Genomic DNA, 16,890 nt, shown 5'->3' on the forward strand with positions numbered 1-16,890 from the left:
TTGTATTAAATGTTAATCAGAGTGCGCTTGCTAAAAAGCTTCAGATGAATTTCATTGAAAATAAACATAAAGCCTATTAAGATAGAGCCCACACTTCATTGGGGAGTAGCCGCTATTCACAATCGACCTGATCTGTGAATAGGTGATGGTCAACATAATTGTTCAACAGAACATGGTCATCATAGCAAAGAACCAATTTGCTTGTTTAAAGCATTTCTTTTGTTGGCAAGACCTTTGATTTATCACTCCGCATTGAATAGGTGACTATTCATATAGGCTAGCAGGAGGGGTAAGTCATTGGGAAATATTGCTAGCCAGAGAAAATGACATGTTATATGCCTTCCTGATCTCGCTTGTGGTGGTTGCCCTATCCGAAATGGGGGACAAAACCCAACTGCTTGCTTTACTACTTGCTGCAAAATTTCGAAAACCTGTCCCTATTCTGATCGCTATTTTTTTAGCAACTGTTGTCAATCATGGTGTTTCAGCCTTGCTTGGACAATGGATTACCACAGTTTTAAGTCCTACCGTTCTATTATGGATTGTATCCCTTGGCTTTATTGCAATGGCTGGGTGGATGTTGATCCCAGATGAGTTGGACGATGAGTCTGAAAGTATTCATAAGTGGCAAAAGTATGGGGTATTTGGTGCAACTTTTGTCTTATTTTTTCTTGCGGAAATTGGTGATAAAACTCAAATCGCCACAGTTGCCCTCGCTGCACGTTTTGACAGTATTGGTTGGGTCACTTTAGGTACTACACTCGGTATCATGTTGGTCAATGCACCTGCGGTATTTATAGGCAATAAATTGGCAGAAAAATTACCGATTTCACTGATTCATAAAATTGGTGCACTCATTTTCTTGATCATTGGTGTAGCGGCTTTAGTACAACATTACTTTTTCTAAGCTTTATTTTAAAAGTGCATTTACTTAATTTATGCGGTAAATGCGCTTTTACTTGGCATATAAATAAAATTTTCGATAAGTTATATTGGGTTTTAATTGTAATTTGGTTTGAATCCTTATAGATTATAAGGAATAAAAAGTATGTTTTTTCACATTCTTTCATTGGATTTTTTTATCTATAATTTTATACAGGAAATTTCGATATAAAAAATGTCGTGTGTTTTGTAGAGAAATGAAAGAAGCGATATAGATGAATATTTTGTAGGGGTTGGGGTATGGCTTTAGATCGCACCACATCGCAGGTACTGTTCGATAATGGTACACATAAATGTATTAGTTTTACGAGTTTAGTTAAAGGTGAAGGTGTACAAGCCAATCAGTTTTTAATTCTTGATCATGATCGAGCGGCAGTATTAGATCCTGGGGGTGACTTAACCTATGTGCCACTGACCATGGAGTTAAACAAATATACACGCTTACAAAATCTTGATTATGTCATGGCATCCCATCAAGACCCTGACATTATCACTTCTATGCCACGTTGGTTGGTTTATACCGATGCCAAAGTTGTTGCCTCGAAGTTATGGGCACGTTTTTTACCCCATTTAAACTCTGCGTTTATGAGTGATCGCATGAAAGGTGGATGGTTAGAACGATTAATTGAACTACCTGATCAAGGTGCAGCGATTACTTTAGGGGAAAGTAAAATTATTGCTGTGCCTGCACACTTTTTACACTCTGTTGGAAACTTTCAGTTTTACGATCCAATTGCAAAAATTTTATTCTCAGGGGATATGGGGGCTTCAATGGTGAAAGATGCTGCTCGCCCAATCACCAGTTTTGCAGAGCATATTCCAACCATGAAAGGTTTCCATCAGCGTTATATGTGCTCGAATCGTGTGATTCGCCTTTGGGTAAAAATGGTACGCCAAATGGACATTGAGATGATCGTGCCGCAGCATGGAACGCCATTTGTCGGTAAAGAGATGATTAATGAGTTTTTAGATTGGATTGAAAATTTACAGTGTGGCATCGACTTGATGGATGAAATGGTGTTTACCTGCCCACAATAAATGAACAAAAAATCTAGAAAAAAAGATTGAGTTGAATAAAAAAAATTTTTAATATTTGAATCGCCAAAATCGACTTTAAACCTCTTTCACTGCATCAAAGTGAAAGAGGTTTTTTTGACCACGAGAATTTTAAAAATATGTTGTCTCAAATCCCCACACAAGATGCGTGCTTAAGCTGTGGAGCATGCTGCGCCTTTTTTAGAGTGTCATTTTATTGGGCAGAAGGCGAAATCATGCCGAATGATGTGGTTGAAGAATTAACTCCAGTTTATGCATGTATGAAAGGCACCAATCAGAAAAATCCACGTTGCGTGATGTTATCAGGTGAAATTGGGCAACAAGTAAGTTGCAGCATGTATGAACAGCGCAGCTCAAGTTGTAAGGAAGTCCAAGCGGGTGATGCACAGTGTAATAAAGCACGTAGTGCACATGGATTGATTCCATTGATTGAAATTGAGCCTGTACTCCCAAGTAATGATGAAGATTTTGATCAAGTTTGCTAAAGCACTACTTCAAGTGGGAGCTGATATAAACTTTTATATTACATAAGGTTGTAACAAATATTTAAAACCATATTTTTTATATGTGATTATTCGTTATACTGAAATTGCGTAAAAAATAAAGCTAACGCAAAATAATGAATAAAAGGATTAAAAAATATGTCAAAGACGACATCATATGTATTGTTTGATAATGGGGTGCATAAATGTATTGTATTCACCAGTTTGGTCCAAGGTGAAGGCATACAAGCCAATCAATTTTTGATCATCAATGGGGCAGAAGATGCAATTATTGATCCAGGTGGGGATTTGACCTATACCCCCTTAACGATGGAGTTATTTAAATACATTCGTTTGGAAAATATTAAATATGTATTTGGTTCACATCAAGACCCCGATATTATTACCTCTATGCCACGTTGGTTGATGCATACCAAAGCACAAATTGTTGCATCAAAATTATGGGCAAGGTTCTTACCTCATCTTAACTCTGCATTTACCTCAAACAAAATGGAAGGAGAATGGTTTGATCGCTTGATTGAGTTACCTGATGAGGGAATGAGTTTAAGATTGGGAAATAGTGAATTATATAGTATTCCTGCACATTTCTTGCACTCTGTAGGGAATTTTCAATTTTATGATTCTATTTCTAAAGTACTTTTTTCAGGAGATTTGGGTGCATCCATTGTAGGGAATCCTGAAGAACCTGTTAAAAATATGCAAGCACATCTCGCCAGTATGCGAGGATTTCATCAACGCTATATGTGTTCCAATAAAATTTTACGTTATTGGGTCGATATGGTGAAAGATATGGATATTGAGATGATCGTTCCGCAACATGGCGCACCTTTTGTAGGGCGTGAAACCATTGATCAGTTTTTAGATTGGTTATGGGATTTGCCTTGTGGTGTGGATTTGATGGAGAAACGAGTATTTCGTTGCCCAGAACCTGCACTGATGTATGGATAGTCAGTTTTAGGGTTTATTAATATTTTTATGTTTAAATAAAACCAATACAACAATGCTTTGTATTGGTTTTATCTCTAATTAAACTGTTTTATTTAGAATAAAAATGAAATTTAAACTGAAATTTGTATATAATGGCTCACGGAAATTACCAGCGAGACTGTTATGTTGACCATCGTTCAAGAAGCCCTTACCTTCGATGATGTCTTATTACTCCCTGCCTATTCTACTGTTCTTCCAAAAGATGTCTCTCTAAAGACACGCCTTACCCGCGGCATTCAACTGAATATTCCTTTAGTTTCAGCAGCAATGGATACTGTGACTGAGTCACGTATGGCAATTGCAATGGCACAAAATGGTGGTATCGGTATTTTACATAAAAATATGGATATTGCTGCACAAGCTGCTGAAGTGCGCCGTGTGAAAAAATTTGAAGCAGGCATGGTGAAAGACCCGATTACGGTGACACCAGAAACGACTGTACGTGAGTTGATTGCAATTACTCAAGCAAACAATATTAGTGGTGTGCCAGTTGTCAAAGACGGTAAAGTGGTTGGGATCGTAACAGGGCGTGATACACGTTTCGAAACCAATCTTGAACAACCTGTAAGTAATATCATGACGGGTCAGGATCGTCTGGTGACGGTTCGTGAAAATGAATCTAAAGAACACATTCAAGCGCTCTTACAACAACATCGTATTGAAAAGGTGATCGTTGTCGGTGAAAGCAATGAATTAAAAGGCTTAATTACGGTCACTGATTTTCGTAAAGCTGAGCTTTATCCAAACAGTTGTAAAGATGATTTAGGTCGCTTACGTGTTGGTGCTGCTGTAGGTACTGGCATTGAAACACCAAGCCGTGTGGAAGCATTGGTGGATGCGGGTGTCGATGTCATTGTGGTGGATACGGCACATGGTCATTCCGCAGGTGTGATTGAACGTGTACGTTGGGTTAAAGCCAATTATCCTCAAGTTCAAGTGATTGGGGGGAATATTGCAACAGGTGATGCTGCATTGGCATTGTTAGATGCGGGTGCAGATGCAGTAAAAGTCGGTATTGGACCAGGTTCAATCTGTACCACGCGTATTGTTGCAGGTATCGGCATGCCGCAAATTTCTGCGATTGACAGTGTTGCTAATGCACTTAAAGAGCAAATTCCTTTGATTGCGGATGGTGGTATTCGTTTCTCAGGCGACATGGCAAAAGCGATTGGCGCAGGTGCAAGCACCATCATGGTGGGTTCATTGATGGCAGGTACCGAAGAAGCACCTGGCGAAGTTGAATTTTTCCAAGGGCGTTACTACAAAGCGTATCGTGGTATGGGATCATTGGGTGCAATGGCAGGTGCAACAGGTTCTGCAGATCGTTATTTCCAAGACTCTAAAGCAGGCGCTGAAAAACTGGTACCAGAAGGCATCGAAGGTCGTGTGCCGTACAAAGGTCCGATGGGCAATATCGTACATCAAATGATGGGTGGTTTACGTTCGTCTATGGGCTATACAGGCTCTGCAACCATTGATGATCTTCGTCAAAATGCGAAGTTTGTAAAAATTACTGCAGCAGGTATGCAAGAGTCACATGTCCATGATGTTACGATTACTAAAGAAGCACCGAACTATCGTGTAGGTTAATTCTTTCGTTGTAATTTTGCATTTAAAAACCGTCATTTCATGACGGTTTTTTTATTTTGGTGTAAAGTAATGCGATTGAAAATTAACTGTGAAACAACACGATAAATAAGTGGGTAAAAAATGAGTTATTTTGGTACAGATGGGATTCGTGGAAAATTTGGTGAACTCCCAATTACCCCAGAATTTGCATTAAAATTAGGTTTTGCGGCAGGTAAAGTATTAAAGCAATTGAGTCCAAAAACCAAACCTATTGTGGTTTTAGGTAAGGATACACGTCTTTCAGGTTATATTTTAGAAGCAGCTTTGCAAGCGGGTTTAAACGCAGCAGGGGTGTATGTGCATTTACTAGGTCCTTTGCCTACCCCCGCAATCGCGCATTTAACCCGAGCATTACATGCTAATTTAGGCATTGTCATTTCAGCATCGCATAATCCTTATTTTGATAATGGGATTAAATTTTTCTCAGATGAAGGTAAAAAACTGCCCGATGCGATTCAAGAAGCGATTAATCAAGAATTAGAAAATGACATCGTGATTGAAGACAATGCAAATCTAGGTAAAAGTGTGCGTGTCAAAGATGCCAATGGTCGTTATATCGAATTTTGTAAATCGACATTCCCATACCATTTTAATTTACGTCATTTAAAAATTGTGGTGGATTGTGCGCATGGTGCAGCCTATAGCGTAGGTCCTGCGGTATTTCGTGAGTTAGGTGCAAAAGTTATTGCACTCTATAACGAACCAACAGGTTTAAATATCAATGAAAATTGTGGTTCAACCCATCCTGGAAATCTACAAAAAGCTGTTGTCGCACATCAAGCGGATTTAGGCATCGCTTTTGATGGTGATGCTGACCGTGTTGTGTTGGTAGATCGTCATGGTAACTTGGTCGATGGGGATGCGATTTTATATATCTTGGCAACCCAAGCATCGACAAAACCTGCAGGCATCGTGGGTACGGTCATGAGCAATATGGCATTAGAGCTTGCACTTGAAAAAGCGCAAGTCCCATTTGTGCGTGCTAAAGTTGGCGACCGTTATGTATTACAAGCCCTTGAAGATAATCATTGGGTGATCGGTGGTGAGCCTTCAGGTCATATTTTGACTTTAGATAAAAGTACAACAGGTGATGCGATCATTGCAGCCTTGCAAGTATTGACCGTGATGGTTGAACAAGATAAAGCACTGGATGAGTTAATCACTGACTTTAAACTTCTGCCGAATGTGTTGGTGAATGTACGTTTAGAAGAAATGTACGATCCATTTGCAGTGCCTGCATTGGTGGTGGAGTTTGACAAAGCAGAAACGCAACTCAAAGGGCGTGGTCGAATTTTGATTCGTAAATCAGGTACAGAGCCTGTGATTCGTGTTATGGTTGAAGGTGATAATCAACAAGAAGTGACTGATCTTGCAAATCATTTGGCAGATCAAGTTCGTCAAAATGCCAACGCTTAATCTGTAAGGGGAAGGTTCATGAGTGATGTAATTAAAGATTTAAGTGAGCTACGTCTATCTTATGAAAAAGGTGAACTCCATGAAGATCAGGTGGATCTCAATCCACATGAGCAATTTTTAAATTGGTTCAATCTGGCTTTAACAACGAAATTACATGAACCTTATACCATGTCTTTGGCGACAGCAGATGCCCAAGGGCGACCGCATGTACGCACTGTGTTATTACGTGGTGCAACTGAAGCAGGCTATGATTTTTATACTAACTATGATAGCCAAAAGGGTTTAGATTTAGCGGTTAATCCTTATGCTGAAATTTTATTTTATTGGTCAGCATTAGAGCGTCAGGTACGTGTTTCAGGACATGTCACCAAAATTTCTGTAGAAGAGTCAACAGATTATTACCATAAACGTCCACGTGATAGTCAAATCGCAGCGCATATTAGTACTCCGCAAAGTGGGGTGATTGAAAGTCGTGAATTACTTCAACAACGTTTTCAGGAGTTATATGCTCGCGTTGAGCAACAAACAGAGTTGAACAAGCCAGCGTTTTGGGGGGGGTATCGTTTAGAACCTCATTACTATGAATTTTGGCAAGGTCGTCCAAATCGTTTACATGATCGTTTGACTTATGAAAAAATTGATTCAGCTTGGCAAATACAACGCTTAATGCCTTGAATATATGATTAAAATGAATATTTCATAGAAATTCTATGCGCTCATAAAAAAGAGATCTGTGATGATCTCTTTTTTTTATTTTTGGATTTTAATCTTTTAAATAGACTATGCTTTGAGTTTCATAAATTTTTTGTCCTGAATAAGGATTATCTACCAATTTAAGCGTGACACGTGCTTTACGTCCATTTAATTCATATTCCTGATATTCATCTTCCGCAACATTTTTCATCATCTTTTCATAAGCTGAATAGTATTGGCTACAGTATTTACGATCACCACAAAAAGTAGAAAGTTGGATATTATCAACTTTGGCAATGTCCATAGATAAATAGCAACTGTCGCCACCACAAACAAATGATTTTAAATAGACTTCTTCAGTCAATGTAGTAGGTAGAGCATGTGCATATTGCAAGCTGCATAGTCCTAATGCCAAAAGAATTTTTTTCATAGCGTCCCCGTCATAAAATTTTGATTGATTATTTTGAATAAATTTGTTGCTACTTTACTGTAAATATCTGAATTATTTAATATCTAAAGGAAAAATAATTCATATATTTCGCTATTTGGTTATCTATAAAAATCCTGAGCTTGCTGAATGAAAATAGAACTCTTTATAATCTCGTATAATTGAAATGATATGTGAATGCAGTGAATAAAATTACAATTCGACAAAGACCATTATTAAGCTCTCCTCGTATTTTTCCAAAATTACCTCATTTTGCAGCGGAAATTTTAGCAAGACGTGGCGTACAGTCTGAGCAGGAACTCGATTTAAAACTTAAATATTTACTTGCACCGACATTGAAAGGGTTGCAACGAGCGATAGAGATCATTGATCAATGTATTGATGAAAATAAAAAAATTGTGATCGTCGGTGACTATGATGCCGATGGTGCAACCAGTACTGCTTTAATGGTGCTTGCCCTCACTGAAATGGGGGCAGATGTGCATTATCTCGTACCTGATCGTTTTAAATATGGTTATGGCTTAACACCTGCAATTGCTGATTTAGCATTTGTAAGCTATACCCCAGATTTGCTCATTACTGTAGATAATGGAATCTCTAGTCATGCAGGGGTTGATCAAGCACAACAACACGGTATGCAAGTGATTATTACCGATCACCATTTAACCACCAAAGCAACACCTGAAGCAGAAGCAGTCGTTAATCCAAATCAATTAGGTTGTGAATTTCCAAGTAAAGCGCTGGCTGGGGTCGGGGTTGCATTCTATTTACTTGCAAATTTAAGCAGTTATCGTGCTCAACAAGGTAAGTCGACTGCAAAAATGACACAGTATTTAGACTTAGTCGCATTGGGAACTTATGCCGATGTGGCAAGTTTAGATTATAACAACCGTATTTTAGTTGATGCAGGTTTAAAACGCATTCAGCAAAATCAATGTCGAGTCGGCATCAGTGCATTACTTGATATCGCAGGGCGTAATCCTGCTGAATTGAAAGCCTCTGATTTGGGCTTTGTGCTGGGTCCTCGCATCAATGCGGCAGGACGCATGGATACGATGGACATCGGAATAGAGTGTTTATTGGCAACCGATGCACAAAAAGCTTATGCTTTGGCACGCCAACTCAATGATTTAAATTTAGAACGTCGTCAGGTCGAATCACAAATGAAGCAAGATGCTTTGCTTGAGATGGACAAATTACAATTTGATCAGAACAATTTACCCGCAGCTTTGGTCATGTTTGATGAAAATTGGCATCAGGGCGTCATTGGAATTGTGGCTGGACGTTTAAAAGAGCAGTTTCATCGTCCCAGTATTGTCTTTGCTGCGGATAACGATGGTATTCATATCAAAGGTTCAGCCCGTTCCATCGAAGGAGTGCATATTCGTGATTGTATTGAAAAAGTTGCAGAAAAATCTCCGCATTTGGTCAGTTTTTTTGGAGGACATGCAGCAGCGGCAGGCTTAACCATTAAAAAACAGCATTTTCAAGAGTTTAAACGGGTTTTTACTGAGCTGATTGCTCAATCTGAAGATGAGTTATTTCAAGCAACGTTATGGACTGATGGTGAATTGCCATTAGATGATATTCGACTGACGACCGTGAATATCATTGAAAATTTAGGACCTTGGGGGCAAAAATTCCCTGCACCTGTGTTTGAGGGACGGTTTCGGGTGTTGGAACATCGTTGGCTCAAAGACGTACATTTAAAACTGAAATTGGCACTGGAAAATGGACAATCTGTGGATGCGATTGCATTTAATGCTGTAGATCAGTTTGACTTTGATCCTGCAAAAACTTATGTGCATTTGGTATATGAGTTGGATAAAAATCAGTTCAATGGCAATGTCAGTGTGCAATTGCGAATGTTGCATTTACAACAGTAAATTATTTTTCATTTTCCATAAAAAACCGCTCAAAGTTGAGCGGTTTTTGTTTTGCTAAGTTTATTTAATCTTAGAAACGATAGCCTGCACGTACGCCATAAGTATTGTAGTCATCACCGAAGCCTACACGACCTTCAACACTGACATTTTGATTTAAGAATTTCTTCGCAGAAATACCAAACTCATCGCGCTCAGTGAGGTCATTGTTGTAGTAGTCAGCACCAACACTTAAAGTTTTGTCTAAATATAAGTCACCACGTACTTTATATTCATCTAAGTCGCCAAATGCACCATATGCTTCAAAGTTCGCATCATACTGACCGACTTGAGTGACATATTTTGCACGTACAGTTGGGTCTACACCATCATCACCATCTTTAGCATCATAGCCGGTTAAACCTACTGCAAGTAATAAACCTGGTGCAGGTAAATAACCAACTTCAGCGCCATAAGTTGTAATTTTTGAATCAATGTTCGTATTATCTACTTCAAGTTCATCACGACCAACATTACCACTTAAGTAGAAGTCACTACCAGGAACGAAGTATTCAACCCCTGCGCCATATTGTGAATCTTTAACACCATCATTGTCAGCATAATTCACATGTGCTTTTACATTACTTGCACGGTCAAGGAATGCTGCTTCATTTAAAGGTGCATTACGTGTTTGTACTGGGTTGAAGTAATAAGTTCCATCTACACCGAATTGATGTGTTGCATCAAAATCATCCCAATCAGTATAAGTATAAGAACCGCCTACTTCTGCTTGATAAGCATTTGCAGTGCCTGAAACTGCGATCGCTGAAAGTGCGATTGCTGAAGCGATTGCTAATTTTTTCATGGATTCTTCTCCCCTCTGAAAGAAATATAGTTTCATCGTTTTAAATCTTTTGTTACAACTTCAGTCTAAGGAAAATTAAAATCTCGTCAATCACTGTAAAGTAATAGAACTGTAATATTAGTAATGTTATGTAATTTTTTAATTATAAGTTATTGATTTTTTAAATTTAAAAAATATGTTCTGTTTTATTAAAATTATGTAGAGAGTATGTAGAAACTTAAAAATTGCTTTATAAATAAACAAAAAATGTAACAGAAAAGCATTTTGACAGACCCAAACTTTGTTACTTTAAAAAACTTAATCTTGAAAATGATAGTTACACTGGCATGAAGTAGCCTCAGACTTTAATTGAAATTAAGCATTATGGTTCTTGAATGAAATGTACAAGTTACGATTAAAAACATGCAAGTAGTCAAAAATTGCACCCATAAAAGCACTTACTCAAGTCTATAAGCTCTGTGGTAGAATGCCCTCAAATAAACTGTGATACATAGGATAAGGCACGTGGAAATAAATCCATTTCTAAACCAATTAAAAGACTTAAATGACCGTGGTCTAACACTACGGGGGTATCTTTGACTACGATCTAAAGAAAGAGCGTTTAGAAGAGGTTCTCCGTGAGTTAGAAGACCCTGCGATTTGGAATGATCAAAACCGTGCACAAGCCATGGCAAAAGAAAAGGGCGAACTCGAAAACGTGATTGACGTTTTGGAAGGTTTAGCGAACCAGCTTGAAGATGCCAAAGCGATGTTGGACTTGGCTGTTGAAGCAGATGATGAAAGTTTGCTTGTGGATGTTCAATCAGAGCTTGATTCAGCGGAGGAAGAGTTAGCTAAACTTGAATTCCGCCGTATGTTTAGCAACCCGATGGACCCAAACCCATGTTATGTGGAAATTCAAGCGGGTTCGGGGGGGACAGAAGCACAAGATTGGGCATCAATGTTGTTACGTATGTATATGCGTTGGATCGAACGTCATGGTTTCAAAGCAGAATTGATGGAAGAATCAGACGGTGATGTGGCAGGGATTAAGTCTGCAACAATTCGTGTAGAAGGTGAATATGCTTATGGTTGGTTACGTACCGAATCAGGTGTACATCGTTTAGTACGTAAGTCACCCTTTGACTCTGGTAATCGCCGTCATACCTCATTCTCAGCAGTATTCGTGTCACCTGAAGTCGATGATAATATTGAAATTGATATTAACCCAGCCGATGTACGTACCGATACGTATCGTGCGTCAGGTGCGGGCGGTCAGCACATTAACAAAACTGACTCTGCGGTACGCTTAACTCATGCGCCAACGGGGATTGTGGTCGCATGCCAGAACCAGCGTTCACAACATGCTAACCGTGACCATGCGTGGAAACAACTTCGTGCAAAACTGTATGAGTTGGAAATGAGCAAACGTAACGAAGCAGCGCAAGCGCTGGAAGACTCTAAGTCTGATATTGGCTGGGGCAGTCAGATTCGCTCATACGTGCTCGATGATTCACGGATCAAAGACTTACGCACAGGTGTCGAAAATTCCAACACAGGTGCAGTACTTGATGGTGATTTGGATAAGTTTATTGAGGCAAGCTTGAAGCAAGGGCTTTAACTTAAAAATTTAATCAAAGCAAAGGCTTGATCATTTTTTACAATATATCTAAAAAATACGATATTAAAATCGAAAAAATACGATATATTGTTTTTGAAGATGCTGAATTAAGCTTTGCTTTGAATTAAATATGTCTAATGAGTTGTAAGTATGGATATTGATTTAATTTCTAAAGCATTGGCTAATCCGACTCGCCGACAAATATTGCAATGGTTGAAAGCACCACAGAAATATTTGTCAGAAGAGCAGTGCGGAGGCTTTGCCCGTGGTGTATGTGCAGGAAATATCGAAAAACTTGGTAATGTTTCCCAATCGACCATGTCAAATCATTTATCTGTTTTACAACAAGCAGGTTTAATTCAAGCGGAAAAATATGGGCAATGGTCTTATTTTTCTCGAAATGAAGCTTTAATTCAACAATATATTGACTATTTAAATCACTCACTTTAACTTCTTCGTGAAGACAGAAGTGAGTCATGAGGCAATTATGGCTGAACTCAATTCTCCCCTTGTTCTAGGTGATTTACATCTCAAAAATCGTGTCATCATGGCACCCCTGACTCGTAGTCGTGCAACCGCAGATCGTGTACCTACAGCGATGATGGCAGAATATTACGCACAACGTGCTAGTGCAGGCTTAATCATTTCCGAAGCGACTGTGATTGCTGAAGAAGCGAACGGTTATCGTAATACCCCAGGATTGTTTAGTGATGCTCAAGTCGAAGGCTGGAAACAAGTGACTCAAGCAGTACATGACCAAGGTGGTTTAATCGTTGCACAACTTTGGCATGTCGGGCGTGTATCGCATCCTGATTTACTCAATGGTGAAACTCCAGTATCGGCTAGTGCAGTACAGCAAGCTGGACAAGTGAGTTTATTGCGTCCCAAACGTGATTATGTTGTACCACGTCCTTTAGAAATTTTTGAAATTAAAGCCATTGTTGAACAATTTAGACAAGCCGCAATCAAAGCCAAAGCTGCAGGGTTTGACGGTGTGGAATTGCATGCTGCCAATGGCTATTTGATTGATCAATTCCTGCAAAGTTCAACCAATCAACGTCAAGATGAATATGGGGGCTCTGTAGAAAATCGTGCCCGTTTATTACTTGAAGTCATGGACGTTTTGATTGAAGTATGGGGTGCTGGTCGTGTGGGAGTCCATTTAGCACCACGGGGTGATGAACATGACATGGGCGATGCTGATCCACGTGAAACATTTGGCTATGTGATGCAGCAATTAGGACAACGTAAGATTGCTTTCTTTTTCACACGTGAATATTTAGCCGATGATAGTATTAGTCATTATATGAAACAGCGTTCTGGCGGTATACCGTACATTGCCAATATGAAACTCAGCCGTGCTGATGCGATTGATTTATTGGCGTCGGGCAAAGCAGATGCGGTATCTTTTGGTAAGGCTTATATTGCTAACCCAGATCTGTATGCGCGATTAGTTCAAAACTTACCTTTAAATGCGTTGGTACTGGAAAATATGATCGGCACACAAGTGGCTGAAGGATATACAGATTATCCATTTTTAAATACAGATACTAGGGCTAAATAAGTGGAGTAGTTTTGTTTAATAAATAGTCTTAGGGTGGAATTTCTGAAAAGTGGTTCCATCAAATAATTGTACCTGATTACGTCCCGATTGCTTCGCATGATACAAAGCTTGGTCAGCAAACCTAAGAGCTTGATCAAGAGTTGAATCAGTTGTACTCATTCCTACTCCGAAGCTTGCAGTAATGTGAATACTTTGCTCATTATTTAATTTTAATGGCTCATCCGCTATGGTTTTGCGGCATTTTTCTGCAATTTCTAAGGCTTGATGAATTGTAATATGGGATAATAATAAAATAAATTCTTCCCCTCCATACCGCGCGACAATATCTGTTTTACGTACAGTTCGTGATAAGGTTTTGGCGATCTGTATGAGTGCAGCATCCCCTGTATGATGCCCATAGGAGTCATTAATTGTTTTAAAGTGATCGAGATCTAATATAATAATAATATAAGATGTTTGTTGTTCCTTGAGTTCATTAATTTTTTCATTAAAAAAACGACGATTATATAATTCGGTTAAAGGATCAATTTGACTGATTTTTTCGAATAATGATTCACGATAACGCCATTGATATAAAAGCAACTCAAAAAATAATAAACCAGCAAATAAGACTGGGATAATGAAATAAATCATACTATAAACCCAGAAGTAGTTGTGATAGAGAGTATTGCTTAATAGCTTTGAGCTAAAAATAGGGGCATAAGAAATAGTATTTTGTGTAGTAAGATAAATTAATACGGAGAAAATGGAGGTGGCTATAATAAGGTTAAAATAAATAATTTTCTTACTAAATAAAACTAAACCAATACCTGTGACACAAACACTGGTAAAAATAGTGGCAGGACTATAAATCCCCACAAAGTAACCATCTAAAATTAAAATAAGAATAAAGGTTGTAATGATAAAATAGCTAAAATAATAATTTACCCAATCTTTTTTAAAGTTAAAAATACTAATACAAATCAGTATGATTAAACAAATGATAGAAATAATATTAACTTGAAGTTGCTTTTTAATTAAAGGTAGATTTACCCATTGCCAAATATCAGGAGTTATAATGATATAAAGCTTCCATACGATCCAAAGTAAATGCATAAGAATAGCTAAAACTAAAACTAAGATACATTTTTGAATATTTGTCCAACGCATAATTATTGTAGATTGGATATAGTTCAGTATCGTTTTAGATAAATTAGTCATAAATATTATTTTGAGTCTCTTATAAAAAAATTAAAGGAATATAATGATATGTAGGAAGTGAAGCATAATCTTCATATGCCATGAGTGCATGAAAATTTTTCATATCAATTTATTAAAACTGATTTAATTAGAATGGATTGTATACTTTTATTGTTCTAACACTTGCCTTACATGTAAAAAACTAAGAACTTAAATTATAAACGAAATGAATTTTTAAACTAGATGATTTGGATATAAATGTGATGAAATTTGCATTATTTGGTATTAACTTGATACTTACTTTATTCTGATTTTGAATAATCAGCAATAAGATGCTGATTATTCATCAAAAAGGATTTTAACTTTGATCCAGTTTGTGTGCGAACTCCGCAATATCAGCCAATGCTTTTTTAGCTTCATCAAACCAAGGACTAAACATTTGGAAATTATGCCACATGCCTGTGTAGAGTTTATAGCTAACCTCTACATCCGCTTTTTTGGCTTTCTTCTCAAAACGAATAGCATCATCCATTAAGATTTCTTTTGAACCCACTTGCACTAAAGTTGGTGGTAAACCCTCAAGATCATCAAAAATAGGTGAAATTTCAGGCATGGCTGCATTTATACCCTTAGGTACATAATAGTTAATACCTGCCTCAAGTGCTTCTACAGACAGTAGAGCATCATGTTTTTGATTATAACGTAAAGACTCACTGGTCAAGGTTAAATCTAAAAAAGGTGACATTAAAATCAAACCACTTGGCATGCGTTTAGGGTCTTCTTTTTTTAATTTAAGCGCCAAAGCCAAAGCTAGATTTGCTCCACAGGAATCACCTGACACAATAATATCTTTGGGCTGTACCCCTTGGTCAATCAGCATTTGATAAATATCATAAATAGCGTCACTTGCTTCAGGATAAGGGTGTTCAGGTGCTAAAGGATAATCGACATGTAGCACTTGCATTTGTGTACGAACAGCGATTTCAGATAAAAAAGCACGATGCGTTTTTAATGAGCCTACAAAAAAAGCACCACCGTGAATATGTAAAATCATTTGCGTGGTTTGATGTTGAGGTTTGATCTCTTCAGCATGAATTCCTGCAATGCGTAGTGTTCTAAACTCAACATGTTTGGGTTGTGGAAAAACACGTGTAAGTTGCTCAATTGCGAAACGTAATGCAGTGGGTGGAAGATTTAAACGACTTGGCATTTTAAAGCTAGTTTTTAAAACTGCTTCAGTAACGAATTGTTTCATTAATGGGTGAATCTTCATGCTTTTTCCATTTTGTTTGCTTTTTACTATTTTTATAGGTTGATTAATCAACATTATTTACAAGGCTACACTAAATAGTCACATTGAAAAATTGCATATTTGTTGCAATTTTTGAATACTATCATATGTCAATTATGACTAGGGAAATCAAAAAAATGAAAAAAATTGCACTCATGGTTGGATTGCTTACAGCAACAGCATTCGCCAATGCCGCAGACCCACTTAATGGTACAGTATGGAAAACCATTGATGATGAAACCAAGCAAGCAAAAGCTGTGGTGAAATTTACTGAGCAGAAGAATGGTACACTTTCAGCAAGTATTCAAAGTGTTTTAACACCAGGTGAAGAAAATGCTTGTACTAAATGTGAGGGGAAATACCATAATAAATCATTGAAAGGTGTAACGATTGTTTATGGCTTAAAAAATGTTAATGGTAAATATGAAGGCGGTACGATTCTAGATCCGAAAAATGGCAAAACCTACAAATTAAAAGGCGAGCTTGCAGGAAATAAACTCAACCTTCGTGGTTATATGGGGGTTGCTGCTTTAGGTCGTAATCAAACTTGGATTCGTGCTAACTAATCCTATATAGCCAGTTAATTGAAAAAACTCGATAGATTATATCGAGTTTTTTATGAGTAAATCTTTAGGTAGTGTTCTAAATTGTATGCTACTCAAATCTAACAATACAAAAATTAAAAACAGATAAAATAAATTTACTAAATTTTCAATATCTTGTGATATTGATATAGTGGATAAAAGACAGTCATATTTTTTGAAGTACATTCGGATGCTTAACACCTGAAACTCAATGATATCAGATAGAAAGTTTTGCATGAGTCCCTATTCATCAAACCCATGTGTTGCGGAT

General features: G+C 37.7%; 16 protein-coding genes and 1 riboswitch. Of the genes, 12 read left to right on the plus strand and 4 right to left on the minus strand.

Annotated features, from left to right (window positions below; genetic code table 11):
* The first annotated feature begins 88 nt into the window (after positions 1–88).
* A riboswitch (yybP-ykoY riboswitch) is annotated at positions 89–240 on the plus strand.
* An 88-nt stretch (positions 241–328) separates the two neighbouring features.
* The 7 genes from DJ533_RS03050 (at position 329) to pdxH (ending at position 7,208) form a co-directional block, all read left to right on the plus strand.
* Positions 329–907 carry a TMEM165/GDT1 family protein gene (locus DJ533_RS03050; protein WP_065993111.1) on the plus strand — a complete coding sequence of 193 codons (579 nt, stop codon included), beginning with the start codon at positions 329–331 and terminating at the stop codon, positions 905–907.
* Positions 908–1,182: 275 nt separating this feature from the next.
* A complete protein-coding gene (locus tag DJ533_RS03055; RefSeq protein WP_065993113.1) occupies positions 1,183–1,980 on the plus strand; it encodes an oxygen-binding di-iron domain-containing protein in 798 nt (265 codons plus the stop codon).
* A gap of 137 nt (positions 1,981–2,117) precedes the next feature.
* A complete protein-coding gene (locus tag DJ533_RS03060; RefSeq protein WP_065993123.1) occupies positions 2,118–2,483 on the plus strand; it encodes a YkgJ family cysteine cluster protein in 366 nt (121 codons plus the stop codon).
* Between the two features lie 156 nt (positions 2,484–2,639).
* On the plus strand, positions 2,640–3,449 hold the full coding sequence (locus tag DJ533_RS03065) for an oxygen-binding di-iron domain-containing protein (protein ID WP_065993125.1): 810 nt from the start codon (positions 2,640–2,642) through the stop codon (positions 3,447–3,449).
* A 162-nt stretch (positions 3,450–3,611) separates the two neighbouring features.
* Positions 3,612–5,078 (plus strand): IMP dehydrogenase, encoded by a 1,467-nt coding sequence (gene guaB / locus DJ533_RS03070; protein ID WP_065993127.1) that lies wholly within the window; start codon positions 3,612–3,614, stop codon positions 5,076–5,078.
* Between the two features lie 120 nt (positions 5,079–5,198).
* Positions 5,199–6,533 carry a phosphoglucosamine mutase gene (gene glmM / locus DJ533_RS03075; RefSeq protein ID WP_065993129.1) on the plus strand — a complete coding sequence of 445 codons (1,335 nt, stop codon included), beginning with the start codon at positions 5,199–5,201 and terminating at the stop codon, positions 6,531–6,533.
* Positions 6,534–6,551: 18 nt separating this feature from the next.
* On the plus strand, positions 6,552–7,208 hold the full coding sequence (gene pdxH / locus DJ533_RS03080) for a pyridoxamine 5'-phosphate oxidase (protein ID WP_065993131.1): 657 nt from the start codon (positions 6,552–6,554) through the stop codon (positions 7,206–7,208).
* A gap of 88 nt (positions 7,209–7,296) precedes the next feature.
* Here the strand turns inward: pdxH and DJ533_RS03085 are convergent, their stop codons facing one another.
* On the minus strand, positions 7,297–7,656 hold the full coding sequence (locus tag DJ533_RS03085; protein ID WP_065993133.1) for a hypothetical protein: 360 nt from the start codon (positions 7,654–7,656) through the stop codon (positions 7,297–7,299).
* Between the two features lie 200 nt (positions 7,657–7,856).
* Between DJ533_RS03085 and recJ the strand changes: the two genes are divergently transcribed.
* Positions 7,857–9,560: a single-stranded-DNA-specific exonuclease RecJ gene (gene recJ, locus DJ533_RS03090; RefSeq protein ID WP_065993355.1), complete on the plus strand. Its 1,704-nt coding sequence runs from the start codon at positions 7,857–7,859 to the stop codon at positions 9,558–9,560.
* Positions 9,561–9,630: 70 nt separating this feature from the next.
* Here recJ and DJ533_RS03095 read toward each other — a convergent pair whose 3' ends face one another.
* Complete coding sequence (locus DJ533_RS03095) at positions 9,631–10,401, minus strand: putative porin (protein ID WP_065993135.1); 771 nt, start codon at positions 10,399–10,401, stop codon at positions 9,631–9,633.
* A 504-nt stretch (positions 10,402–10,905) separates the two neighbouring features.
* On the opposite strand from DJ533_RS03095, the gene prfB reads away from it, so the two are divergent.
* From prfB to DJ533_RS03110, 3 genes are all read left to right on the plus strand, one after another.
* Positions 10,906–12,001 (plus strand): peptide chain release factor 2 gene (gene prfB, locus DJ533_RS03100; RefSeq protein ID WP_100249694.1). Its coding sequence is split into 2 segments (ribosomal slippage): positions 10,906–10,977 and positions 10,979–12,001, totalling 1,095 coding nucleotides; the frame shifts between segments, so codons are not numbered across the junction.
* 150 nt (positions 12,002–12,151) lie between these two features.
* Positions 12,152–12,451, plus strand: a complete 300-nt coding sequence (locus tag DJ533_RS03105; protein ID WP_065993139.1) for an ArsR/SmtB family transcription factor — start codon at positions 12,152–12,154, stop codon at positions 12,449–12,451.
* 37 nt (positions 12,452–12,488) lie between these two features.
* Positions 12,489–13,565, plus strand: a complete 1,077-nt coding sequence (locus DJ533_RS03110) for an alkene reductase (protein ID WP_065993141.1) — start codon at positions 12,489–12,491, stop codon at positions 13,563–13,565.
* A 15-nt stretch (positions 13,566–13,580) separates the two neighbouring features.
* Here the strand turns inward: DJ533_RS03110 and DJ533_RS03115 are convergent, their stop codons facing one another.
* Both DJ533_RS03115 and DJ533_RS03120 read right to left on the minus strand, forming a co-directional pair.
* Positions 13,581–14,765 carry a GGDEF domain-containing protein gene (locus DJ533_RS03115; RefSeq protein ID WP_065993143.1) on the minus strand — a complete coding sequence of 395 codons (1,185 nt, stop codon included), beginning with the start codon at positions 14,763–14,765 and terminating at the stop codon, positions 13,581–13,583.
* Between the two features lie 337 nt (positions 14,766–15,102).
* A complete protein-coding gene (locus tag DJ533_RS03120) occupies positions 15,103–16,017 on the minus strand; it encodes an alpha/beta hydrolase (protein ID WP_065993145.1) in 915 nt (304 codons plus the stop codon).
* Between the two features lie 155 nt (positions 16,018–16,172).
* Between DJ533_RS03120 and DJ533_RS03125 the strand changes: the two genes are divergently transcribed.
* Positions 16,173–16,601, plus strand: coding sequence for a DUF2147 domain-containing protein (locus DJ533_RS03125; protein WP_065993146.1), 429 nt, complete (start codon positions 16,173–16,175; stop codon positions 16,599–16,601).
* The last annotated feature ends 289 nt before the right edge of the window (positions 16,602–16,890 follow it).

This window comes from Acinetobacter defluvii (assembly GCF_001704615.3).
Classification (GTDB): domain Bacteria; phylum Pseudomonadota; class Gammaproteobacteria; order Pseudomonadales; family Moraxellaceae; genus Acinetobacter; species Acinetobacter defluvii.